The organism is Bradyrhizobium sp. USDA3010 (assembly GCF_056429065.1).
Genome location: NZ_JBWJZD010000019.1, coordinates 1 through 23,420 on the forward strand (window position 1 = coordinate 1; position 23,420 = coordinate 23,420).

Here is a 23,420-nt window from a genome sequence, read left to right on the forward strand (position 1 = left end):
GCAACTGTTCAGGTTGATAGATGGAACGGGCGGGGGACCGAGCCGGCTCACGGCGTCAAGCGCCAAGGACCCAACGGCTTCCCGCCCACCGCCATCATGACAGACTTTCCAGACACAGGGACCCATAACCACGAATGCATGTGATGGCGAAGGCTGTGGCCCCAGCGCGGCGTCGCAATGACGCCCTGTGGTTGGGTCCCGGCCTTCGCCGGGACGACACCGTGAATGCGGAGAGACCGTCGCTACTCCGGCAGATCTGCGCGACGCCGGCGTTGTTTACGCGTGCCCGGCGTCGTTCGACAGCATGCCGGCCTCGATGCCGATCTTGCGCAGGGCGCGTGCATATTTCTCGTCGACATCGGTGCCGAAGATCAGCTCCGGATCGGCGTCGCAATGCAGCCAGCCATTGTGCTGGATCTCGTTCTCGAGTTGGCCCGGCGCCCAGCCGGCATAGCCGAGCGCGAGGATCGCGTGCTTGGGGCCGGAGCCCTTGGCAATCGCCTTGAGGATGTCGACGGTCGCGGTGAGCGAGATGCCGTCGTCGATGTTCAGCGTCGCATCCTGAATGTAGAAGTCGCTGGAGTGCAGCACGAAGCCGCGGCCGGTGTCGACCGGGCCGCCCTTCATCACCTTCATCATCTCGGCATTTTCCGGCAGCGTGATCTGGTCCGACTTCTCGATGATGTCGAGCTGCACCAGCAGCCCCGGGAAATCGATGCTGCCGGCCGGGCGATTGACGATGATCCCCATCGCGCCCTCGGAGGAATGCGCGCACATGTAGATCACGGAGCGTTCGAAGCGCGGGTCGTTCATGACAGGCATCGCGATCAGCATCTGGCCATCGAGATAGCCATCTTCGGTGGCATGGGGACCGACGGCCGGGCTTCTGCCGGCGGCGGTCTTGCGAGTCTTGCCTGTTTTGCCTGTTTTGCCTTCAGGGCGCATCCGCAAAGGCCTCTCCTGCTGATTTGGCATCCTGATATTGGGTCGCGGTTCTGTCAATCAACCTTCGACCGCAGTGCGGCGGTGCATCACAAGCAATTCAATGGTTTGCAACGAAAGTTGCAGGTAAAGACGTCTCATGATCGTCACAGTTCCCATGCGTGCCGCATTTGCCGTCGCCGCCATATTTTCCGTCGCATCCGTGGCAACGGAGGTTCGCGCCGACGACGCCTCGCCGTGGCAGCAGGACACGCATTCGGCGGTCAGGCTGCTGGCGGGATCGCGCAGCGGCGCGGTGCTGCTCGGCGGCATCGCCTTCCAGTTGCAGGACGGCTGGAAAACCTACTGGCGCACGCCAGGCGATTCCGGCGTGCCGCCGCGGTTCGATTTCTCCAGGTCGGACAATGTCGATGCGGTCACGGTGATGTGGCCGGCGCCGCGGCAGTTCGACGACGGCGCCGGAGGTACCTCGCTCGGCTACAAGCACCAGGTGGTGCTGCCGCTGCGCATCGTCGCGAAGAATCCCGACAAGCCGCTGGTGCTGCGCGCCGATATCAACTACGCGGTGTGCGAAAAGCTGTGCGTGCCGGTGGAGGCGAAGGCCGAGCTCGCATTCGCCAGCGTCGCCTCGACCGAGGACGCCGCGCTGTCGGAAGCGCTCAACGCGGTGCCGAAGCCCGCCAATATCGGCGACCCCACCCCGTTCACGATCCGCGATGTCAAGCGCGACGGCAACAATGTGCTGGTCGATGTCACGGCGCCCGAAACCAAGGACCTCAGCCTGTTCGTCGAGGGGCCGACACCCGACTGGGCGCTGCCCGTGCCCAAGCTCGTCGAGCACGCGCCGCCGGGCGTGAAGCGCTTCTCGTTCGAGCTCGACGGCTTGCCGCCGGGTGCCAAAGCGGACGGCGCCGCGCTGAAGCTGACGCTGGTCGGCGGCGACAAAAGCTACGAATTCAATACCAATTTGAACTGACGCCAAAAGTCGTTCCAATAGGTCGTTCCGGCCTGGTGCGCAATTGCGCACGGGAGCCGGGACCCGTCCTCGCGGCTGCAGTCTGAGGCACGCAGTGGATCAAGCTGTATGCACCAACTGTTCCCTCTGGTTATGGATCCCGGCTCCCGTGCGCAATCGCGCACTAGGCCGGGATGACGCAAGATGGGAACATCCGTCACCCAACTCAATCTTAACGTTTCGTTGATAGATCGGGGGCCATTGCCGGCTTGCGGCGCTTTAGGAATTTTCCGCCTTGGCTGTGATGGAGACACAATCCGCAACCTCCGCGCCATCGGGGCCGGCCGCACGCCTGCGCGGCCTCGCCGCGCGCCTGCTCGGCGGCACCAAGGAAGCGTCGGTCACCAAGCGCCTCGCCGGCACGATCTTCGTCATCCGCGTCATCAGCGCCGCCATCGCCTATCTCGCGCAGATCCTGCTGGCGCGCTGGATGAGCGGCTCGGACTACGGCATCTATGTCTATGTCTGGACTTGGGTGCTGCTGCTCGGCAGCACGATGGATTTCGGCATCGCGCCATCCTCCCAGAAGATCATTCCGGAATATCGCGCGCGCGGCGACCTCGCGGCACTGCGCGGCTTCCTCTCCGGCGGCCGCTGGGTGGTGCTTGCCGCGTCGAGCACGGTGGCGCTGCTGCTCGCGGGCGTGATCCACCTCGCCTCGCCCTGGATCGATCCCAATGCGGTCGTGCCGCTCTATATCGGCTGCCTGACATTGCCGCCCTTCGTGGTCGCCAACACCCAGGACGGCATCTCGCGCGCGCATGACTGGATGCAGCTCGGCCTGATGCCGCAGTTCATCGTGCGGCAGGGATTGATCATCGCGTTGACCGCCGGCGCTCTGGCGCTCGGCCTCAATCTCGGCGCGACGGCCGCGATGATCGCGAGCGCGGCTGCGGTCTACATCGCCGCGCTCGGCCAGATGATCGTGCTGAACCGCCGCCTCAAAGCCCATGTCGGGCCGGGTGAGAAGACCCACGACGTCAGGGGCTGGTTCGCGATCTCGCTGCCGATCATGCTGGTCGAGAGCTTCTATCTCTTGCTCGGCTACACCGACGTGCTGATGCTGCAGCAATTCCGCTCCTCCGAGGAGGTCGGCATCTATTTCGCCGTGGTGAAGACGCTGGCGCTGGTGTCGTTCGTCCACTACGCGATGTCGGCAACGACGGCGCATCGCTTCGCGGAATACAACGCGCTCGGCGACAAGGAGCGGCTGTCGGCCTATGTCGCACACGCCATCAGTTGGACGTTCTGGCCCTCGCTGCTCGCGACCATCGCCTTGCTCGCCTTCGGCAAGCCGCTGCTGTGGCTGTTCGGCCCGAAATTCGTCGACGGCTACAGCATCATGTTCGTCGCGGCGATCGGGCTCGTGGTGCGCTCGGCGATCGGGCCGGTGGAGCGGCTGTTGAACATGCTGGGACACCAGAGCATCTGCGCCACCGCCTATGCGGTGTCGTTCTTCATGAATGCCGGGCTCTGCATGACGCTGGTGCCGCGCTACGGCGGCATGGGCGCGGCCGCTTCGACCTCGTTGTCGCTGACCTTCGAGACCATCCTGCTGTTCGTCGTGGTGCGCTCGCGCCTCGGGTTGCACGTGCTGGCGTTCGGGAAACGGCGGTCGGCGCCGTAGCATTGAGGCGGGCCGGATGACTCACCGCCGGCGGCGATCATCAGATCGAAAGCAAAAGCCGGCCCTGATCGGATCAGGGCCGGCTCATTCTTCGGCAAAAATCCCGCCGGAAAACTACTCCGCGGTCCAGCCGCCGTCGATCGAGAGATTGGCGCCGGTGATTTGCGCGGCGTCGTCGCCGCACAGGAACAGCGCGAGTGCTGCGACCTGCTCCGAGGTGACGAACTCCTTGGTCGGCTGGGCGGCGAGCAGAACGTCCTTGATGACCTGCTCCTTGGTCATGTTGCGCGCCTTCATGGTCTCCGGAATCTGGTGCTCGACCAGCGGCGTCCAGACATAGCCCGGGCTGATGCAGTTGCAGGTGATCTTGAACTGCGCGAGCTCGAGCGCCGCGGTCTTGGTAAGGCCGGCAATGCCGTGCTTGGCCGAGACATAGGCCGACTTGAACGGCGATGCGACCAGCGAGTGCGCCGAGGCGGTGTTGATGATGCGGCCCCAGCCGCGCTTCTTCATGCCGGGCACCGCGGCGCGGATGCCGTAGAACGCCGACGACAAGTTGATTGCGATGATCGCTTCCCACTTCTCTGGCGGGAATTCCTCGATCGGCGAGACGAACTGGATGCCGGCATTGTTGACGAGGATGTCGACCGAGCCGAAGGTCTTCTCACCGAGCGCGATCATGTCGGCGATCTCGGCCGGCTTGGTCATGTCGGCCGGCGAATGCACGGCCTTGACCTTGAAGTCGGTCTCGATGCCGGAACGCTCCTTCTCGATGTCGGCCGGCACACCCATGCCGTTGAGCACGATATTGGCGCCGGCGCCGGCGAAGGCGCGCGCATAAGCCAATCCGATGCCGCTGGTCGAGCCGGTCACAACGGCGGTCTTGCCTGTCAACGTACCCATTGTTCTTCGCTCCTATTTGCTTGCAGGGGACTTCGTTTCAGGGGGCGTGGGTTCGTCCCCCGTGAGGTCGTAAGTCACCATGGTTTCGCCGGACTGTGGCCGTTCTAGCCATTCTTTGTGACGCATCGACAAATGCACGTCGCGGACGCCCGCGCCCCAGTGCTCGACCATCGCAACATGGGAGAAGTCGTAGTCCTTCGACGAGCTCTCGTAGTTCTTGCTCTTGTAGATCAGGTGAACCACCGTGACGGTGTTCTCCTTGGACGCCTTGCGCAACAGTTCGACTGACGGATCGTTCTTCAAATAATCTGGCAGCTTGCCGATCAGGTCGCGCACCGCCATGCGGGCGTTGTGAATCTGCCTGTTCTTGTCGGTGTTCATCCGCGTCCGGCTGGAAAAGCGGATGTCCTTTTCGCGCTCGGCGGCTTCCAGCAGCGTCTCCGGCACCGGCCCGCGCGCACTGAACAGGTCGACCTGGAAGATCAGAAGATCGCGGCTGGTCTCCTCATCGAGCACGAAGTCGAGCGGGGTGTTGGAGGCGATGCCGCCGTCCCAGTAATGCTCGCCTTCGATCACGACGGCGGGAAAGCCCGGCGGCAGGGCGCCCGAGGCCATGATGTGCTCGGGGCCGATCTTCTTGCCGAGCTTCTTGAACTCGTAATTGTCGAAATAGCGGAAATTGCCCGAGGTGACGCCGACCGCGCCGACCGAGAGCCGCGTCTTCAGATCGTTGATGCGATCGAAGTCGACCAGGCGCTCCAGCGTCTTCTTCAGCGGCGCGGTGTCGTAATAGCTCAGCGATTGCGAGCTGCCGGGCGGCCACAGCGGCGCCGGCGGAATCCGCGGCGTGAAGAAGCCCGGCACGCCGAAGGTCGCGATGATGGCGGCGCTGGTCTCGTTGAACAGCGAGCGGGCGCGCTCATGCTTGGAGACCGGATTCCACGGCACCGGCGCCGACACCATCTCCCAGAATTCCTTGAGCCGCGGCACACGCTTGTCCGGCTCGTTGCCGGCGATGATCGCGGCATTGATGGCGCCGATCGAGATGCCGGCGATCCATTCAGGCTCGAAGCCTGCATGACAGAGCGCCTGAAAGGCGCCGGCCTGATAGGAGCCGAGCGCACCGCCGCCCTGAAGAACCAGCACACGCTGCCCTTGCGCCGGCGTCGAGCCGGGCGCGGAATCCGAAGTATCCATTCGTAACCGTTCGGTTCAAATGACTTGAAGGCTCACCGTGGCGGCAGTTCGCAGCCGCGTCAATCAACGAGATGGAGGGCGCTCTGTTTGAGCATGATCTTCTCGGAAAACCGCTTCACACTTTTCCGGATCATGCTCTAGATCACGCGGAATTTATCGAGATCAGGTTGCCGCCAAAATGAGCGTCCAGAACACCTTGTATTTGGTATTCGGAGCATAAACGGCCGCGATGCCCATTTTTGTGACACCGCTCTTGAGCATATTGGCCTTGTGCGGCGGTGAATCGCGCCAGCCAGAAAATGCCTCCGCCAGCGTGTGATAGCCGGCCGAGATGTTCTCGACCGCCACGGTCGCCGGATAGCCGCCGGCCTCCAGCCGCTTGCCGAGGGGGGCCTTGACGTCATGGTCCATCTTGTTGCGGGCGGCCATCGCCTGCGACTGCTGCTCGGCGAGCCTGGTCAGGTCCGGGTCCACCACCACGGTGCCGAGACCATTGTTCTGGCGGTACTGCGAAAACATGATCGCGGCGGCCTGGCTGTCCAGCACTGCACCGGGCTGCGCCATGTTGAGATACATGGCCGGTTCTTCCGGGATTTTGGTCTCTGTGCCGCAGCCGGCAAGCACCAGAAGCCCGAACAGGGCGACCGTCGTCCGTTTCACTACTGAAAACCCCCAAGGTTGGCCTGCCGTTGTTGCATACCAACCGTGGCTGAATGGTGAACAGGGGCTAACTTTTGGCCATCAATAGCCACCGATATCCTGGGACGCGCGTAGCCCCGTAGCCCACGCGGAGGCTACGGCCCTACTCCTGGGCGGCAAAGATCCGGTAGCGGCGGGGCTGCAGCGAGACAATTTCGCCGGCCTGCAGCTCGCGGTCGCGGGGGGCGTCGATCTCGATCACGGTCTTGCCCTCGCTCCCCGCGAGAGCCACCTCGGCGCGCTGGATCGGACCGAACGAGCGGACATGCCGGATGGCGCCCTCCAGCGCCCCGGTTCCCGCCGGGCCGACCGCCATGTCGTGGCGGCGGACGAACAGCTTGGCCGCGCCGGACGCCGCACCCAGCGCCGGAATGTTCAGGGGGCGGCCGTCGAGCCGGACGGCATCGCCGGCCACATCGACCGGCAGCACGATGGATTCGCCGATGAAGCCATGAACGAAGGCGGTCGCCGGATTGTCATAGACCTCGCCGGGCGAGCCGATCTGCTCGATCTTGCCCTTGTCCATGACCACGACGCGGTTGGCGACTTCGAGCGCCTCCTCCTGGTCGTGGGTGACGAAGATCGAGGTGACGTGGATCTCGTTGTGCAGCGAGCGCAGCCATTGCCGGAGCTCCTTGCGTACCTTGGCATCGAGCGCGCCGAACGGCTCGTCGAGCAGCAGTATCCGCGGCTCGATCGCAAGCGCGCGGGCCAGCGCAATGCGCTGACGCTGACCGCCGGACAACTGGCTCGGATAGCGATTGGCGAGCCAGTCGAGCTGCACCAGATCGAGCAGGTTCTTGACGCGGGCGCGGATCGTGGCCTCGTCCTTGCGGATCGCGCGCGGCTGCACACGCAGGCCGAACGCGACGTTCTCGAACACCGTCATGTGGCGGAACAGCGCGTAGTGCTGGAACACGAAGCCGACCTGACGCTCGCTGGCGCCGCGCGAGAGCGCGTTCTCGCCGTCGATCGCGACCTCGCCCGAGTCAGGCCAATCGAGCCCTGCGATGATCCGCAGCAGCGTGGTCTTGCCGGAGCCGGACGGGCCGAGCAACGCCAGCAGCTCGCCGTCGGCGACCTTGAGATCGACATTGTCGAGCGCGGCAAAGCTGCCGAACTTCTTTACGATATTCTTGACTTCAATCGCCATCGGGCACCTCTGCCTCGTCGAGCCGCCGCTCGAGAACGGTTTTCGCCACCAGCGTGATCAGCGCCAGCATCGCCAGCAGCGACGCGATCGCGAACGAGGCGACGAACTGATATTCGTTGTAGAGAATCTCGACCAGGAGCGGCATCGTGTTGGTCTCGCCCCGGATGTGGCCGGAGACGACGGACACCGCACCGAACTCGCCCATCGCGCGCGCGTTGCAGAGCAGGACGCCGTAGAGCAGTCCCCATTTGATGTTGGGCAGCGTGACGCGGAAGAAGGTCTGCAGGCCGGAGGCGCCGAGCGAGATCGCCGCCTCCTCTTCCTGGGTACCCTGCTCCTGCATCAACGGGATCAGCGCGCGCGCCACGAAGGGGAAGGTGACGAAGATCGTCGCCAGCGCGATGCCGGGCACCGCGAACAGGATGTGGACGTTGTGCGCCTGCAGCCACGGCCCGAAATAGCCCTGCGCGCCGAACAGCAGCACGAAGACCAGGCCCGAGATCACGGGCGAGACCGAGAACGGCAGGTCGATCAGCGTGATCAGGAAGGTCTTGCCGGTGAATTCGAATTTCGAGATCGCCCAGGCCGCGACCACGCCGAACACGAGGTTGAGCGTGACCGAGATCGCCGCGATCAGCAGCGTCAGCTTGATCGCGGCGAGCGCCTCAGGCTCGGCCAGGGCCGCGAAATAGGCGACGATGCCTTTCGAGAAGGCCGACGCGAACACGACGACCAGCGGCAGCACGACGAAGATGCTGAGGAAGGCGATCGCCAGCGCGATGATGATGAGGCGGATAGGGCCCGGCTCGGTGCGCAAGTTGCGCTGCGCCGTGCCTGGCTCGGCGCGCGCGATCTCGAGCCGCGGCGCTGGCGCCGCAACGCCGACATCGGTCGCCGGCGCGTAGGTCCGCAGCTGCGTGGTCGAGGTCGCCAATCCCGTCTGCATCGACATCTCGAACCTCAATGCACGGGAATGCGGGCTTGCGCCCAGCGCTGCAGCCGGTTGATCAGGAAGATGATCAGGAACGAGGCCACCAGCATCACCACCGCGATCGCGGTGGCGTCGGCGTAGCGGAATTCGGACAGCCGGATCACGATCAACAGCGGCGCGATCTCGGAGACGTTGGGCAGATTGCCGGCGATGAAGATCACCGAGCCGTATTCACCGATGGCGCGGGCAAAGGCCAGCGCAAAGCCGGTGAGCAGCGCCGGGATCAGGCTCGGCAGGATGACGCGAAACACCGTGTGCCAGCGATTGGCACCGAGGCTTGCCGCCGCTTCCTCGATCTCGGGATCGAGATCGATCAGCACCGGCTGCACCGTGCGCACCACGAACGGAATGCCGATGAAGATCATCGCGATGAAGATACCGATCGGCGTGAACGCGACCTTGATGCCGAGCTCGGCGAGCGGCGCGCCGAGCCAGCCCTTCTGGGCGAACAGCTGCGTCAGCGCCACGCCTGCGACCGCGGTCGGTAAGGCAAACGGAATATCGACGATGGCGTCGAACAGCCGCCGGCCCGGAAAACGGTAGCGCACCAGCGCCCAGACGATGATGGTGCCCATCACCAGATTGACGCAGGCGGCCGCAAACGAAAGCCCGAACGAAATCTTCAGGGCGTTCAGGGTGCGGCGGCTGGTGACGATGCCCCAGAACTGATCGAGGCTGAGCTCGAACGTCTTGAGGAACAGCGCAGCCAGCGGAATCAGGATGATCACGGAGAGCCATGTCAGGGTCAGTCCCATGGTGAGACCGAACCCCGGCAGCGTGCTGCGTCGTGCGACAGCTGTGCTCACTATTCCCCCTGTTCAACACAAAGCGCGATCATCGCGCTTTGTGTTGTTGTTTGCGCATGATCTCTTTCGGAAAACCGCTTCACACTTTTCCGGATCATGCGCGAATCAGTTCTTGTAGATCTGATCGAAGATGCCGCCCTCGGCGAAGTGCTCCTTCTGCGCCTTGGTCCAACCACCGAAAACGTCGTCGATGGTGAAAAGTTCAACCTTGGCGAAGGATTTTTCGTACTCCTTGGCGATCTCGGGATCGCGCGGCCGGTAGGAGTTGCGCGCGGCGATCTCCTGGCCTTCCTTCGTATACCAGTACTTCAGATAGGCCTCGGCGACCGCGCGGGTGCCCTTCTTGTCGGCAACCGTGTCGACAACCGCGACCGGCGGCTCGGCCAGGATCGACTGCGCCGGGGCCACGATCTCGAACTTGTCCTGGCCGAATTCGCGCAGCGCCAGAAAGGCTTCGTTCTCCCATGCGAGCAGCACGTCGCCGACGCCGCGCTCGACGAAGGTGACGGTCGACCCACGCGCGCCGGTGTCGAGCACCGGGACATTCTGATAGAGGTCGGCGACGAATTTCTTCGCCTTGTCGGCCGAGCCGAACTTCTTCTGCGCATAGCCCCAGGCGGCGAGGTAGTTCCAGCGCGCGCCGCCCGAGGTCTTCGGGTTCGGCGTGATCACGGCAACACCGGGCTTGATCAAATCGTCCCAATCCTTGATGCCCTTGGGATTGCCCTTGCGAACCAGGAACACGATGGTCGAGGTATAGGGCGAGGCGTTGAGCGGCAGTCGCTGCTGCCAGTCGGTGGCAATGAGACCCTTGCCCGCGATCGCATCGATGTCATAGGCCAGCGCCAGGGTGACGATATCCGCCTGCAATCCGTCGATCACCGAGCGCGCCTGCGAGCCCGAGCCGCCATGCGACTGCTTGATCTCGACGCTCTTGCCGGTCTCCTTCTGATAGGTCGCGGCGAACGCCTTGTTGAAATCGACATAGAGCTCGCGCGTCGGATCGTAGGACACATTGAGCAGCGAATAGTCGGCCGCGAAGGCCGAGCTCGCCCACAACAATCCCGCGACCAGCGGCAGCATACGACGGATCATTTCTGTCTCCATTCAACCTGAGAATGTCAGGGAGCACGCCAGACATCACTCACGGTGAAGCGGCCTTAAGTCAACGAAACCGGTTTTCTTTGTTTTCAGCGGCGCAGCGCGCTTGTGCTACGAACTCGCCGCACTGCGAAGGCTTTGTCACGTCGCCAATCGCGATGGAGCGTCATCGCGACTAGCTTGGCGCTCTACGACATCTTCGTTGTGTGGATGCCGCATTCCGTCTTCGCCCGGCCACGCCAGCGGCCGTCGCGTGCATCCTCGCCGGCCGCAGCCCGGCTCGAGCAAGGCATACACCCGACCGACTGATATCCCGATGCGACAAGTGGATGCGGCGGCAGTCTGCCGAGCCTGTAGATCGCCTCAATCTCCTCGCGCGACACGTTGGCGAACGGATTGAATTTCAGCCTGACGCCGTCGTCCTCGACGACCGGGATGTCGGCGCGGGCACCGCCCTGGAAACGCTTGCGGCCGTTGATCCAGCCGGCGAACGGCTTCAGCGCGCGCGCCAAAGGCTCCACTTTGCGGACGCGGCAGCAGGCGTCGGGATCGGTAAACCACAATTCGCGGTCCGGGTCCTGGCGCAACAGCGCCTGCTCATCGGGCTCGATCGAGCGCACATCGGTGAGGCCGAGTGTCTTGATCAGCGTATCACGATAGACCAGCGTCTCCTCGAACAGCCAGCCGGTGTCGAGAAAGACCACCGGGATTGCCGGATCGACGTCCGCCATCACCTTAAGTAGCGCGGCCGACTCGGTGCCGAACGACGACACCAGCGCCAGCCTCTCGCGGCCGACCGTCTGCAATGCGGCCGCGATCACCTCGGCGGGCGATGCTTTACGCAGCGCGCGATCGAGCGCATCGGCCGGAGGCAATGCGACTGATGCCACTGCAAGCTCTGGTGCAAGCGCGCTCACTGGCCGGCGCTCTCCGAGTGACGCAGCTGCATGCGGCGATTGAGCGCGGTGACGCGGCCGTCGCCGGTCGGCTGATAGAACACCGAATAGCGCTTCATGGTCTGGGCGAACGCGTCGGCGTCGGCATCCTTCTTCACCTCGAAGGCGTCGAAGCCGGCGCGCGTCATGAACACGAACTGGTCGCGCAGGATCTGACCGGTGGCGCGCAGCTCGCCGTCATAGCCGTAGCGTTCGCGCAGCAGGCGGGCCTGGCTGTAGGCGCGGCCGTCGCGGAACGTCGGGAACACCAGCGCGACCGAGGCCAGCCGATCGAGATGCGGCACCAGTTCGTCGAGGTTGCGGTTGTTCGGCCAGATCACGCCCAGCTTGCCGGGGCGGCGCAGCAGCGCCTCCGGATCGGCGAGAAAGCGCTCGGCCGTCACCAGCACCGCGCCGTCGCCCGGCAGCTCGGCGCCGTCGGTGACATGCACGAACAGATCGGTGGTCAGTCTTCCCTGCTTAACGAGTGGCATAAACGCGCTCCCTGAAAGGCTCGACGCCCAGACGCTTCACCGTGTCGACGAACAATTCCTCGGGACGGTCGCGCAGCGCGAGATAGGCTTCGACAATGTCTTCGATCACGTCGGCGACTTCCGCATAGGGAACGGCCGGGCCGATCAGGGTGCCCATCTGCGCGTTCTCGTCGGCGCGGCCGCCGATCGTGATCTGGTAGAACTCCTCACCGTTCTTCTCGACGCCGAGAATGCCGATGTGGCCGACATGGTGATGGCCGCAGGCATTGATGCAGCCGGAGATGTTGATGTGCAGCCGGCCGATCAGGTCGGCGGTGTCGTGGTTGGCGAAGCGCCGGGTCAGCTCCTGCGCGATCGGGATCGAGCGCGCGTTGGCCAGCGAGCAGTAATCCAACCCCGGGCAGGCGATGATGTCGGTGACCAAATTGACGTTCGGCGTCGCGAGGCCCAGCCGATCGAGCGCCTTGAACAGCGCGGGAAGGTCGCGCTTGGCGACGTGCGGCAGCGCCAGGTTCTGCTCGTGGCCGACCCGGATCTCGCCGAACGAATATTTGTCGGCGAGGTCGGCGACCGCGTCCATCTGCTCGGCGGTGGCGTCGCCGGGCGGACCACCGACCGGCTTCAGCGACAGCGTCACGATCGAATAGCCCTGCACCTTGTGCGCCGACACCGAATTCTTGCGCCAACGCTCGAACAGCTTGTCATGCGCGGCCTGCTTCAGCTCGTCCGGCATGTGCGGCAGCTTTTCGTAAGCCGGATAGGTGAAGCGCGAGCGGACCTCCTCGACGGCGGCGTGATCGAGCGTCAGCCCGACATCGCCCATCGCCTTCCACTCCTCCTCGACTTCCTTGGCGAACTTCTCAATGCCGAGCTCGTGCACCAGGATCTTGATGCGCGCCTTGTAGATGTTGTCGCGGCGGCCGTACTGGTTGTAGACCCGCAGGATCGCCTCGATGTAGCTGAGGATATCGCGGCCGGGAACGAACGGCTTGATGGTCTTGGCGATGAACGGGGTGCGGCCGAGGCCGCCGCCGACCAGCACCTCGAAGCCGGTCTCGCCGTCGGCGTTCTTGTGCAGGCGCAGCCCGATGTCGTGGATCTTGATCGCGGCGCGATCATGCTCGGCGGCGGTGATCGCGATCTTGAACTTGCGCGGCAGGAACGAGAATTCCGGATGCAGCGTGGTGTGCTGGCGGATCAGCTCCGACCAGATGCGCGGATCCTCGATCTCACCGGGCGCAACACCGGCCCATTGGTCCGAGGTGACGTTACGCATGTTGTTGCCGGAGGTCTGCATCGCATGGATGCCGACCTCGGCGAGCTCGGCCAGCGCGTCGGGCAGCTCTGCGAGCTTGATCCAGTTGAACTGGATGTTCTGCCGCGTGGTAAAGTGGCCATAGCCGCGGTCGTAGCGGCGCGCGACATGGGCGAGCCGGCGCAGCTGCTTCGACGACAGCGTGCCGTAGGGGATCGCGACGCGGAACATGTAGGCGTGCAGCTGCAGGTACACGCCGTTCTGCAGACGCAGGATCTTGAATTCGTCCTCGGTGAGCTCGCCGGAGAGGCGGCGCTTCACCTGATCGCGGAATTCCGAAACACGCTCGTTGATCAGCGTGCGGTCGAGTTCGTCATAAGCATACATGTTCGATGAGCCTTACGCCGGGGCGCCTTACGCGGGGACCTGGAGATCGATGGTGACGCCCTTGGCGCGGATATGTTCGCGGAGATTGCCCGGCTTGACCTTGCCGCCGTCCTTGAGCTCGACCGGCGCGATATAGGGGCCGACCGCGCCGACGTCGTCGGCGGTGGCTTCAGCCAGCAGCGCGCGGGCATCGTCGGAAGTGCTGACGACGGCGGAATCGGCGAGTTCGGTGGACCAGCCTTGTTTGGCGGTTCGGTACACGACGGCGCCGTCCCAGGTACGGTTGGCGGTCACCACCGAGGGGCCAGCGATCCTGATTTTCTTCTGTTCGAGCGGAGAGGTCATTCGGCAGCTTTCAGCAGTTCGGAGAACATCTGGTTGGAGAACAATTGGGTGACGTTGGATCGGCTCCACGGTGCGGAATGCGCGACCACGTCGCCGATGATGAGAATGGCCGGACCGCCATCGACCTGTTTGACCAGCTCGGGCAGCCGCGCCAGCGTGCCGACCGCGGCCTTGGCGTCCGGCCGCGTCACCCGCGCGAACACGCCGACCGGCGTCTCCGGCGAGCGGCCCGCAGCGAGCAGGCCTTCACGGATCGAGGGCGCCGCGGTCATGCCCATGTAGACGACGACGGTCATCCTGGTGTCGGTCAGCACCGACCAGTCGACGACTTCGGCATCGCGCGCCTTGTGCGCGGTCAGGAAGGTGATGCGCAGCGCCTCGTGCCGGAAGGTCAGTGGCACCTCGAATTGCGCGGCCGCGCCGAGACCGGCGGAGATGCCGGGAATAATGGAGTAGGCGATGCCGGCGTCGCGCAGCGCCTCGATTTCCTCGCCGCCGCGGCCGAACACAAAGGGATCGCCGCCCTTCAGCCGCACCGCGCGCTGGCCGGACTGCGCGGCCTCGATCATCAGGCGGTTGATGGCGTCCTGGCCGATGCCGGGTTTGCCGATGCGGCGGCCGACCGGAATCCGCGTGGCATCGCGCCGGATGCGGTCGAGAATTTCAGGTGACACCAATTCGTCATAGAACACGACGTCAGCGTCCTGCAGCGCGCGCAGCGCCTTCACGGTGAGCAGATCCGGATCGCCCGGACCGGCGCCGACCAGTGTCACATGACCAACAGCCTTGCCTTCCGTATCAGCGCCGGCGAACGCGGCGGGATCGCCGATCGCGTTCAGCGCGTGCTCGGCTTCGTCGTTGCGGCCGGCCAGCACCAGCGCGCCGATCGGGCCGTCGACAATGCGCTCCCAGAAGCGGCGGCGCAGCGGAAATTCTTCAATCCGCGCATGCATCGGCTTGCGGAAGCGGCCGATGAAACCGGCGAGATCGCCGATCCGCGCCGGCAGCACCGCCTCGATCTTCTCGCGGATGCGACGCGCCACGACCGGCGACGTGCCGCCGGTTCCGACCGCGACCACGACGTCGCCGCGATCGACGATCGCAGGCATGATGAAGGTAGAGTGCACGAGGTCGTCCATCACGTTGACCGGCAGGCCAATCGCCTTGGCGCGCACCGACATCGCAACACCGACCTCGCCTGCACCGGCACAGAGAATGGCGATGACGTCGGAGAGATCGGCCGCGAGCGGATCGCCCTCGGCGCGCTCGATGCGGGCGGCGTCCTCCGCCGCGATGCCGGCGAGCTCATGATCGCCGTCGGTCGCGTACCAGCGAACTGCGGCGCCGGCAGCTGCGAGCAGCCGCAACTTGGCGCGCACGAGCTCGCCCGCTCCAACGAGCAGCACCTTGCCGCTTTGCAGATCCAGAAACACCGGCAGATATCGCATCAGACACTCGCTTCCCCAATTTGGGGGTTGACTGAAATTATTTTCTATTTATCTCTCGATCAAGCCCGGCAAAGAGAAAATTATTTCTTCTCTATTGCAGTGCAACTTTAGAATTTTCAACTCCACAGGCCAAGGCCAAGAGATGCATCTTCTCGACAACGAATCCGCCGCTGCCGGAACGCGGTCCACAACCCTTCGCAATGCATCTTCCGTGCCGGGGATTCCTGCCAATCAGGCCCCCCCGTCCATGGATCATCTCGATGAGCTGGAGGCCCAGAGCATCTACATTTTGCGCGAGGCGTTTGCCCGGCTGAAAAAGCTCGCGCTGCTGTGGTCGCTCGGCAAAGACTCCAACGTGATGATCTGGCTGGCGCGCAAGGCGTTCTTCGGCCGCGTCCCGTTCCCGGCGCTGCATGTCGACACCGGCAAGAAGTTTCCGGAGATGTATGCGTTCCGCGACCGCTTCGGCAAGGAATGGGATCTCGATCTGCGCGTCGAGCCCTGCCCGCCGATCGACGCCGTTGATCCCACCTTGCCTCCAGCCGCGCGTTCGGCCGCCCGCAAGACCGAGGGACTCAAATGGGCGCTCAACAAATACGGCTTTGACGGCTTGATCGCCGGCATCCGCCGCGACGAAGAGGCGACGCGCGCCAAGGAGCGCGTGTTCTCGCCGCGCGGCCTCGAAGGCGAATGGGACGTGCGCGACCAGCCGCCGGAGTTCTGGGATCACTTCAACGCCTCGCCGCCGCAGGGCGCGCACTTGCGCATCCATCCGATCCTGCATTGGACCGAAGCCGACATCTGGGCCTACACCAAGCGCGAAGGCATTCCGATCATCCCGCTCTATCTCGCCAAGGACGGCAAGCGCTATCGCTCGCTGGGGGATCAGGACATCACCAACCCGGTCGCTTCGGCCGCGTCCAACATCGACGAGATCCTGGCCGAACTCGACGCCACCAAGATCCCCGAGCGCGCCGGCCGCGCACTCGACCACGAGACCGAGGATGCGTTCGAGCGGCTGCGTGTCGCCGGCTATCTCTGATCAACTGGCTTCTCAACATTTTGGCTTCCCACTTCGCGCGAGCGTTCCGATGAACATGATCCTTCCCACTGCCTCGATCTCGGCAACGCCCAACGGCACGACGCGGCCGCAAGTGCGCATCGTCATCGTCGGCCATGTCGATCACGGCAAGTCGACGCTGGTCGGGCGCCTGCTGCATGAGACCGGCAGCCTGCCGGACGGCAAGCTGGAGATGCTGAAGGCGGTCAGCGCGCGGCGCGGCATGCCGTTCGAATGGTCGTTCCTGCTCGACGCGCTGCAGACCGAGCGCGACCAGGGCATCACCATCGACACCACCCAGATCCGCTTCCGCACCCGCTCGCGCGATGTCGTGCTGATCGACGCGCCCGGCCACGCAGAGTTTCTGCGCAACATGATCACCGGCGCCTCGCAGGCCGACGGCGCGGTGCTGATCATCGACGCGCTCGAAGGCGTCCGCTCGCAGACGCGGCGGCACGGCTATCTCCTGCATCTGCTCGGCGTGAAGCAGGTTGCGGTCGTCGTCAACAAGATGGACCGGGTCGATTTCAGTGCCGATCGCTTCAAGGAGATCAGCGACGAGATTTCCGCGCATCTGATCGGCCTCGGCGTAACACCGACCGCGGTGGTCCCGATCTCCGCGCGCGACGGCGACGGCGTTGCCGAACACACGCCACGGATCGGATGGTACAAGGGACCGACCGTGGTCGAGGCGCTCGATGCGCTCGAGCCGGCACCGCCGCTGGCGGAGCTGCCGCTGCGGCTGCCGGTGCAGGCGATCTACAAGTTCGACGACCGCCGCATCGTGGCGGGCCGCATCGAGTCCGGCAGCCTGAAGGCCGGCGACGAGATCGTCATCATGCCCACGGGCAAGATCGCGAAGATCAAGACGGTCGAGAGCTGGCCGGTGACGCCGGTCAACGGTCCGCGGGGCGCCGGGCGCTCGGTCGGCATCACGCTCGACCGCGAGCTGTTCCTCGAGCGCGGCGACATCATCGGACATAGCGGGCAGAGCCCGCGCGACACCCGCCGCATCCGCGCGCGGATCTTCTGGCTGCACGACAAGCCGCTGACCACGGGCGAGCAGATCCTGATCCGGCTCGGCACCAAGGAAAGCCGCGCCACCGTGGTCACGATCGAAAAGGCGATCGATCCCGGCGCGCTGTCCAACGAAGAGAACACCGCGATCGCGCGCAACCATGTCGGCGAGATCGACATCTCGCTGGCGCAGCCGGTTGCGACCGATCCCTACACCGACAATCCGCGCACCGGCCGCCTCGTGATCGAGGTCAACGGGCGCATCGCCGGCGGCGGCCTCGTGCTGTCGGTCGATGCCGGCCGGCCCGCGGTGCCGATCGACATCGTGCCGGTGGAATCCGCGCTGCGGCCGGACGAGCGCTCTGCGCGCTACCATCACAATGGCGCAGTGGTCTGGCTGACCGGCCTGCCCGGCTCCGGCAAGTCGACGCTGGCGCGCGCGCTGGAGCGGCGGCTGTTCAGCAATGGCGGTTCGCCGATCCTGCTCGACGGCGACACCTTCCGCGCCGGGCTGAACAGCGACCTCGGCTTCTCGCCGCAGGATCGCACCGAGAACATTCGCCGCCTCGCCGAGGTCGCGACCCATCTGGCGCGCAACGGCCATATCGCGATCGTCGCCGCGGTGTCGCCGGCGGCCGCCGATCGCGCGGCAGCCCGCCGCATCGCCGACAGCGCATTCCGCGAGGTCTATGTCGCGACACCTGCCGAGGTCTGCGAGACCCGCGACCCCAAGGGCCACTACGCCAAGGCGCGCTCGGGTGGATTGCCGTCCTTTACCGGCATCACCAATGACTACCAGCCGCCGACCGGCAACGAACTGACCATCGACACCTCGAACCGCTCGGTCAGCGATGCCACCGACGCGATCGAGCGGATGCTGGCCACGACCGGCATCCTGTTCGACGAACTGACCGACCTCGCGGCGAACATCTGAAGCTAAACTCGATCTGTCGTCGTCCGGCTCGACCGGACGACCCTGTAAGAGACGTCGGTGCTTAAGCGGAGAGGCTGCGGCACACCGGATGCCCCGCTTGAAGCGGGGCGTGACGGCGGTGTCAAAAACCGGTTCGGTTGAGGCCTATTCGGCGGCCGCGCGGCGGCTTCCAGCCGGTTGCCGCACCATTCCCGGCGATTGCCCGGTGATACGCTTGAACGCGCGGCTGAAGGCCGCCTGCGACGCATAGCCCAGCCGTTGCGCGATCACGTCGATCGGCTGGCGTTCATGCTCGATCCACTGTGTCGCAAGGCGCATGCGCAACTCGGCAAGATAGCGCAGCGGCGATTGCCCGGTCATTGACTGGAAGCGCTCGGCGAACAGCGACCGCGAGCAACCCGCCTCCGCCGCCAGTTCAGCAACGGTCCAGTTGCGGCCGGGAGCGCGATGCAGCGCGCCGATGGCGCGGCCGAGACGCGGATCGCGCAAGGCCTCGAACCAGCCCATGGCGTTGGCGCCGCCACATTCGACCCAGCCGCGCACGATCGACGCGGCGAGAACATCGGCGAGCCGCGCCATCACGCCGACGGAACCGGCCCGCGGCGTGCAGGTCTCCCGCTCCATCGCCTTCAGCATCGGTTCGATTTCCGGCTGGCGCACAAGCAACGTGTCGGCCCGCATCACCTCCGGCATCAGGGCGATGAGCGGGCGCATGCCGCCGAGATCGAAATTCATGCAGGCGCTGAAGACCAGGACCGACTCGTCCTGCGGGCATCCGTCAGGGCAGGCCGATGTCACATCGACATTGCCGCACAGCGTCTCGGTCTCGAAACGCTCGACGTCGCAACTCGGCTCGTCCGGGGCCGAGACGAGATCATGCGCGCCGCCGCGCGGCAGGAAGATTGCGTCACCGCACCCGAGGGGAAGCAGCGCCGCATCGGCGTAGCGCAGCAGCGCCGTGCCATGCGCAACGAAGTGGAATTGCGCGCGTCCGTACGGCGTCTCGAAGCGAAAACCGAACGGCGCCCGCGTCTGGACCCGACGATAGTGAACGCCCTCAAGCCGCATCCCGAGCAACAATTCGCTCACCAGATCGACGGCGGCATCGGTCGTATCGGCGGGCGATTTGGACGAGCGATCAAACATTCGGGTGTTTATGGCATAGATTGTCCAGACCGTCCAATCTATGTCTGCGGCAGCGCAGCATAAGATGGAAGTTTCGGTCAATGGATCAAGAAGTGAACCCCGATTTGGCGCAGGCCGATGCCGTTGCGCTGATGCCGGGTGAGATCGCTCTCAAGCTTGGTGACAAGCCGGCCGCATCGGAGCAGCCCGCCTGGGGCGCCGTCGTCGCCATGATGCTGGGTGTCACCGCACTTCTGACCGCCGAGTTCCTGCCGTCCGGCCTGTTGACGCCGATGGCGAGAGACCTCGGTGTGAGCCCGGGCCTTGCCGGTCAGGCGGTGACGGCGACCTCGCTGGCCGGCCTGGTCGGGGCGTTGTTCACGCCGAGACTGACGCGCAGCTTCAATCGAAAGCCGGTGCTGCTCAGCTTCTCGATTCTTCTGGTCATCTCCAACCTGCTGGTGGCGCTGGCGCCGAGCATCACGTTCCTCTTGGCGGCGCGCATCGTGCTTGGCCTCGCCATTGGCGGCTTTTGGGCGATGGCGGCAGCCACGACGATCAGGCTGGTGCCGCCGTCGCTGGTTGCACGGGCCTTGTCGATCGTGATGAGCGGCATTCCCGCCGCCATGATCATCGCCGTGCCGCTCGGCAGCTACCTCGGCGAGGTGGCGGGCTGGCGCTCCGTGTTCCTGCTCGCGACGGCATTGGGCGCGGCGGTGTTCGTCGTCCAGGCGCTGGCCTTGCCGCGCTTGGCCCCGAAGGGAGAAGCCGGGCTCGGCACCCTGGTCGACATCCTGACACGGCCGGGGATCGGTGCCGGCATCTTCGCGGCGACGTTGGTCTTCACCGGACACTTCGGCTATTTCGGCTATATCCGTCCCTTCCTTGAAAGCGTGACCGGGCTTGGCGCGGCCGGGGTCGCGGCAACCTTGCTTGCCTTCGGCGTTGCCAACTATATAGGCTCCTTCGCGAGCGGGCTGATGGCCGAGCGCAATCTCAAGCTCACGCTGATCGCGATGCCGCTGGCGATCAGCGTGCTCGGTCTGTTGCTCTCGGTCTATGGCAAGGACGTCATTCCGGCACTGGTGCTGGTCGCACTGTGGGGATTTGCCTTCAGCGGCGTGCCGGTCGCGACGACGACCTGGATCACCCGCATGGTACCCGATGAGACCGAAAGCGGCACCGGACTGACGGTGGCCTCGATTTTCCTCGGCATCACCATGGGTGCGGCGGGCGGCGGGCTGGTGCTCGATTTGATGGGCGCGGCAGCGGTGTTCGTGGCGGGCGCAATTCCCTTGTTGCTCGCCGCATTGCTGATCGCCACCAAGGTACGGACCAGGGGGCCGTAACGGCGTCCTTACGAGACTGGATCGGGCTTTAGAAATGCACGGCGGCTGCCGGTGCAGCGCCTCGGGGAAAGGGGGCCTTCTCAGAGCCGTGGCTTTAGGGCAAAAAGGGCGTGAACGCCGCCTTTGGCGCGTTTTTTGCTGATTTCTTTCGAAAACAGCCCCTAAACGCCCCATTTCTTTGAGAAAGCCCATCATGACTCGTGTCGATGCCCATGGATTGAAGATCGCCCCTGTCCTGTTCGATTTCATCGCCAAGGAGGCGACGCCGAAAACCGGGATCGCGCCTGACGCGTTCTGGGCAGGACTCGCCGCCATCATCCAGAAGCTCGGCCCGAAGAACCGCGAGCTGCTCGCGGTCCGCGACACGCTGCAGGCCAAGATCGACGACTGGCATCACGCCAACAAGGGCAAGGCGTTCGACATCAACGCCTACACCGCGTTCCTCAAGGACATCGGCTATCTGCTGCCCGAGCCCGCGACCCACAAGGTCGAGACTGCCAACGTCGATGACGAGATCGGCAAGATCTGCGGCCCGCAGCTCGTGGTGCCGCTGACCAACGCCCGCTACGCGCTGAACGCCGCCAACGCGCGCTGGGGTTCGCTGTACGACGCCTTCTACGGCACCGACGCGATCCCGCATGATCCGAGCGAGAGTGGCAAGGGTTACAACAAGGCCCGCGGCGACAAGGTGATCGCGAAGGCCAAGGCGTTCCTCGACGCCGCTGTGCCGCTCGCGACCGGAAGCCATACCGACGTGACCTCCTACAGCGTGATCGCGGGCCAGCTCTCGGTCAAGCTGAAGAGCGGCAACTCGACCGCGCTGAAGGACGCCGCCCAGTTCGCCGGCTATCTGGGCGACGCTGCGTCGCCCAGCGCGATCCTGCTCGTCAACAACGGCATGCATGTCGAGGTCAAGATCGACCGCAGCAACGTCATCGGCAAGGACGATCCGGCCGGCGTCGCCGACATGATCCTGGAGTCGGCAGTCTCGACCATTCTCGACATGGAAGACTCGGTCGCCGCCGTCGACGCCGAGGACAAGGTGCTGGTCTATCGCAACACGCTCGGCCTGATGAACGGCACGCTGTCGGCCGATTTCGACAAGGGCGGCAAGACGCTGACGCGTTCGCTCAATGCCGACCGCGTCTACAAGAAGCCCGACGGCGGCGAGCTGAAGCTGCACGGCCGCAGCCTGCTCCTGATGCGCAATGTCGGCCACCACATGTTCACCGACGCGGTGCTCGACGCCAAGGGCGAGGAGATCCCGGAAGGCCTGCTCGACGCTGCGGTCGCCGGCCTGCTCGCGATCCACGACCTCAAGGGCAATTCCAAGGTCAGGAACAGCCGCACCGGCTCGGCCTATATCGTCAAGCCGAAGATGCACGGCCCCGACGAGGTGACGCTGACCTGCGACCTGTTCGCCGAGGTCGAGAAGATGCTCGGCCTGCCCGAGAACACGCTGAAGGTCGGCATCATGGACGAGGAGCGCCGCACCACGGTCAACCTCAAGGCCTGCATCCAGCGCGCCTCCAAGCGCATCATGTTCATCAACACCGGCTTCCTCGACCGCACCGGCGACGAGATCCACACCTCGATGGAAGCGGGTCCGATGATCCGCAAGAACGACATGAAGGCGCAGCCCTGGATCAAGGCCTATGAGGACTGGAACGTCGACAACGGCCTGATCGACGGCCTGCCCGGCCATGCCCAGATCGGCAAGGGCATGTGGGCGGCACCCGACAAGATGGCCGACATGCTGGCGCAGAAAGTCGGCCATCCGCAGGCCGGCGCCACCACCGCCTGGGTGCCGTCGCCGACCGCGGCCACGCTGCACGCCCTGCACTATCACCAGGTCAACGTGATCGCCCGCCAGCAGGAACTCGCCAAGGGCGGGCCGCGTGCAAAACTCTCCGACATCCTCACCATTCCGGTGTCGCAGTCGAACTGGGCGCCCGACGACGTGAAGCAGGAGATCGACAACAACTGCCAGGGCATCCTCGGCTACGTTGTGCGCTGGATCGACCAGGGCGTCGGCTGCTCCAAGGTGCCCGACATCCACGATGTCGGCCTGATGGAAGACCGCGCGACGCTGCGCATCTCGAGCCAGCATCTGGCGAACTGGCTGCATCAGGGCGTCATCACCAGAGATCAGGTGATGGAGTCGCTGAAGCGCATGGCCGTCGTCGTCGACAAGCAGAACGCCGGGGATGCCCTGTACAAGCCGATGGCGCCGGCGTTCGATGGCGTCGCCTTCAAGGCGGCCTGCGACCTCATCTTCGAGGGACGTACGCAGCCGAACGGCTACACCGAATACATCCTCACCGCACGCCGCCGCGAGGCCAAGGCCGCCGGCTGATCCGCGAGCGATCCCAACCACAAGCAAAAGCCCCGGCGATGAGCCGGGGCTTTTTTGTTGGCGCCGCAGGTGGCGCTAGAGGAGCCGGATGCGATGGCCTGCCGTCGCAGGGGCGCACTGCCAAAATATCGAAAACAACCCCATGCAAAGGAGCCGGCGGCTGCCGGCAACTTGACTCGTCGGGCAAATCAGCGATATTCTTCTATTATTCAGAAATCCTGCGGACACCCCTCGCAGCGTCATCACCCGCGCATGCGGGTGATCCAGTATTCCAGAGACGT

Annotated in this window: 20 protein-coding genes; 6 read left to right on the plus strand and 14 right to left on the minus strand. The window is 64.8% G+C overall.

From position 1 onward, the window contains the following. Positions 1–276: 276 nt before the first annotated feature. On the minus strand, positions 277–945 hold the full coding sequence (locus AC066Y_RS25640) for a YqgE/AlgH family protein (RefSeq protein WP_478276290.1): 669 nt from the start codon (positions 943–945) through the stop codon (positions 277–279). A gap of 136 nt (positions 946–1,081) precedes the next feature. On the opposite strand from AC066Y_RS25640, the gene AC066Y_RS25645 reads away from it, so the two are divergent. Next, the gene (locus tag AC066Y_RS25645) at positions 1,082–1,918 is read left to right on the plus strand and encodes a protein-disulfide reductase DsbD domain-containing protein (RefSeq protein WP_478276291.1); all 837 of its coding nucleotides are present in this window, start codon (positions 1,082–1,084) and stop codon (positions 1,916–1,918) included. A gap of 274 nt (positions 1,919–2,192) precedes the next feature. After that, positions 2,193–3,584 carry a lipopolysaccharide biosynthesis protein gene (locus tag AC066Y_RS25650; protein ID WP_478276292.1) on the plus strand — a complete coding sequence of 464 codons (1,392 nt, stop codon included), beginning with the start codon at positions 2,193–2,195 and terminating at the stop codon, positions 3,582–3,584. A 114-nt stretch (positions 3,585–3,698) separates the two neighbouring features. Here the strand turns inward: AC066Y_RS25650 and AC066Y_RS25655 are convergent, their stop codons facing one another. From AC066Y_RS25655 to cysG, 12 genes are all read right to left on the minus strand, one after another. After that, a complete protein-coding gene (locus AC066Y_RS25655) occupies positions 3,699–4,487 on the minus strand; it encodes a 3-hydroxybutyrate dehydrogenase (protein ID WP_021076374.1) in 789 nt (262 codons plus the stop codon). A 12-nt stretch (positions 4,488–4,499) separates the two neighbouring features. Then, on the minus strand, positions 4,500–5,684 hold the full coding sequence (locus AC066Y_RS25660; protein ID WP_478276293.1) for a DUF3734 domain-containing protein: 1,185 nt from the start codon (positions 5,682–5,684) through the stop codon (positions 4,500–4,502). A 162-nt stretch (positions 5,685–5,846) separates the two neighbouring features. After that, the gene (locus AC066Y_RS25665; RefSeq protein ID WP_050405382.1) at positions 5,847–6,344 is read right to left on the minus strand and encodes a CAP domain-containing protein; all 498 of its coding nucleotides are present in this window, start codon (positions 6,342–6,344) and stop codon (positions 5,847–5,849) included. A 142-nt stretch (positions 6,345–6,486) separates the two neighbouring features. Next, a complete protein-coding gene (locus AC066Y_RS25670) occupies positions 6,487–7,536 on the minus strand; it encodes a sulfate/molybdate ABC transporter ATP-binding protein (RefSeq protein WP_456720305.1) in 1,050 nt (349 codons plus the stop codon). Then, the gene (gene cysW, locus AC066Y_RS25675) at positions 7,526–8,488 is read right to left on the minus strand and encodes a sulfate ABC transporter permease subunit CysW (protein WP_478276294.1); all 963 of its coding nucleotides are present in this window, start codon (positions 8,486–8,488) and stop codon (positions 7,526–7,528) included. Before cysW ends, AC066Y_RS25670 begins: the two co-directional genes overlap by 11 nt. 8 nt (positions 8,489–8,496) lie before the next feature. Further along, complete coding sequence (cysT, locus tag AC066Y_RS25680) at positions 8,497–9,303, minus strand: sulfate ABC transporter permease subunit CysT (protein WP_092126216.1); 807 nt, start codon at positions 9,301–9,303, stop codon at positions 8,497–8,499. A gap of 135 nt (positions 9,304–9,438) precedes the next feature. Further along, positions 9,439–10,440 (minus strand): sulfate ABC transporter substrate-binding protein, encoded by a 1,002-nt coding sequence (locus tag AC066Y_RS25685; protein ID WP_478276295.1) that lies wholly within the window; start codon positions 10,438–10,440, stop codon positions 9,439–9,441. Between the two features lie 182 nt (positions 10,441–10,622). Then, on the minus strand, positions 10,623–11,324 hold the full coding sequence (locus AC066Y_RS25690) for a phosphoadenylyl-sulfate reductase (RefSeq protein WP_478276296.1): 702 nt from the start codon (positions 11,322–11,324) through the stop codon (positions 10,623–10,625). 23 nt (positions 11,325–11,347) lie between these two features. Next, the gene (locus AC066Y_RS25695; protein WP_478276297.1) at positions 11,348–11,863 is read right to left on the minus strand and encodes a DUF934 domain-containing protein; all 516 of its coding nucleotides are present in this window, start codon (positions 11,861–11,863) and stop codon (positions 11,348–11,350) included. Further along, positions 11,850–13,505, minus strand: a complete 1,656-nt coding sequence (locus tag AC066Y_RS25700; protein ID WP_478276298.1) for a nitrite/sulfite reductase — start codon at positions 13,503–13,505, stop codon at positions 11,850–11,852. The genes AC066Y_RS25695 and AC066Y_RS25700 overlap by 14 nt, the downstream gene beginning before the upstream one ends. A gap of 27 nt (positions 13,506–13,532) precedes the next feature. After that, the gene (locus AC066Y_RS25705) at positions 13,533–13,850 is read right to left on the minus strand and encodes a DUF2849 domain-containing protein (RefSeq protein WP_478276299.1); all 318 of its coding nucleotides are present in this window, start codon (positions 13,848–13,850) and stop codon (positions 13,533–13,535) included. Next, on the minus strand, positions 13,847–15,298 hold the full coding sequence (gene cysG, locus AC066Y_RS25710; RefSeq protein ID WP_478276300.1) for a siroheme synthase CysG: 1,452 nt from the start codon (positions 15,296–15,298) through the stop codon (positions 13,847–13,849). The genes AC066Y_RS25705 and cysG overlap by 4 nt, the downstream gene beginning before the upstream one ends. Before the next feature lie 247 nt (positions 15,299–15,545). Between cysG and cysD the strand changes: the two genes are divergently transcribed. Then, positions 15,546–16,340: a sulfate adenylyltransferase subunit CysD gene (cysD, locus tag AC066Y_RS25715; protein WP_478276301.1), complete on the plus strand. Its 795-nt coding sequence runs from the start codon at positions 15,546–15,548 to the stop codon at positions 16,338–16,340. 49 nt (positions 16,341–16,389) lie between these two features. Further along, on the plus strand, positions 16,390–18,309 hold the full coding sequence (gene cysC, locus AC066Y_RS25720; protein WP_478276302.1) for an adenylyl-sulfate kinase: 1,920 nt from the start codon (positions 16,390–16,392) through the stop codon (positions 18,307–18,309). A 144-nt stretch (positions 18,310–18,453) separates the two neighbouring features. Here the strand turns inward: cysC and AC066Y_RS25725 are convergent, their stop codons facing one another. Continuing rightward, complete coding sequence (locus tag AC066Y_RS25725; RefSeq protein WP_478276303.1) at positions 18,454–19,455, minus strand: AraC family transcriptional regulator; 1,002 nt, start codon at positions 19,453–19,455, stop codon at positions 18,454–18,456. A 92-nt stretch (positions 19,456–19,547) separates the two neighbouring features. Between AC066Y_RS25725 and AC066Y_RS25730 the strand changes: the two genes are divergently transcribed. Together AC066Y_RS25730 and AC066Y_RS25735 are read left to right on the plus strand one after the other, a co-directional pair. Beyond that, positions 19,548–20,783, plus strand: coding sequence for an MFS transporter (locus AC066Y_RS25730; protein WP_478276304.1), 1,236 nt, complete (start codon positions 19,548–19,550; stop codon positions 20,781–20,783). Between the two features lie 193 nt (positions 20,784–20,976). After that, positions 20,977–23,139, plus strand: a complete 2,163-nt coding sequence (locus AC066Y_RS25735) for a malate synthase G (RefSeq protein WP_478276305.1) — start codon at positions 20,977–20,979, stop codon at positions 23,137–23,139. The last annotated feature ends 281 nt before the right edge of the window (positions 23,140–23,420 follow it).

Excerpts from the sequence above, each read along its gene's own strand:
- AC066Y_RS25695 (WP_478276297.1), bottom strand. The coding sequence starts at position 11,863 with ATGCCACTCGTTAAGCAGGGAAGACTGACCACCGATCTGTTCGTGCAT.
- AC066Y_RS25725 (WP_478276303.1), bottom strand. The coding sequence starts at position 19,455 with ATGTTTGATCGCTCGTCCAAATCGCCCGCCGATACGACCGATGCCGCC.
- AC066Y_RS25655 (WP_021076374.1), bottom strand. The coding sequence starts at position 4,487 with ATGGGTACGTTGACAGGCAAGACCGCCGTTGTGACCGGCTCGACCAGC.
- AC066Y_RS25685 (WP_478276295.1), bottom strand. The coding sequence starts at position 10,440 with ATGGAGACAGAAATGATCCGTCGTATGCTGCCGCTGGTCGCGGGATTG.
- AC066Y_RS25670 (WP_456720305.1), bottom strand. The coding sequence starts at position 7,536 with ATGGCGATTGAAGTCAAGAATATCGTAAAGAAGTTCGGCAGCTTTGCC.
- AC066Y_RS25645 (WP_478276291.1), top strand. The coding sequence starts at position 1,082 with ATGATCGTCACAGTTCCCATGCGTGCCGCATTTGCCGTCGCCGCCATA.
- cysC (WP_478276302.1), top strand. The coding sequence starts at position 16,390 with ATGAACATGATCCTTCCCACTGCCTCGATCTCGGCAACGCCCAACGGC.
- AC066Y_RS25705 (WP_478276299.1), bottom strand. The coding sequence starts at position 13,850 with ATGACCTCTCCGCTCGAACAGAAGAAAATCAGGATCGCTGGCCCCTCG.
- AC066Y_RS25640 (WP_478276290.1), bottom strand. The coding sequence starts at position 945 with ATGCGCCCTGAAGGCAAAACAGGCAAAACAGGCAAGACTCGCAAGACC.
- AC066Y_RS25735 (WP_478276305.1), top strand. The coding sequence starts at position 20,977 with ATGACTCGTGTCGATGCCCATGGATTGAAGATCGCCCCTGTCCTGTTC.
- cysD (WP_478276301.1), top strand. The coding sequence starts at position 15,546 with ATGGATCATCTCGATGAGCTGGAGGCCCAGAGCATCTACATTTTGCGC.
- cysG (WP_478276300.1), bottom strand. The coding sequence starts at position 15,298 with ATGCGATATCTGCCGGTGTTTCTGGATCTGCAAAGCGGCAAGGTGCTG.
- AC066Y_RS25660 (WP_478276293.1), bottom strand. The coding sequence starts at position 5,684 with ATGGATACTTCGGATTCCGCGCCCGGCTCGACGCCGGCGCAAGGGCAG.
- cysW (WP_478276294.1), bottom strand. The coding sequence starts at position 8,488 with ATGTCGATGCAGACGGGATTGGCGACCTCGACCACGCAGCTGCGGACC.
- AC066Y_RS25700 (WP_478276298.1), bottom strand. The coding sequence starts at position 13,505 with ATGTATGCTTATGACGAACTCGACCGCACGCTGATCAACGAGCGTGTT.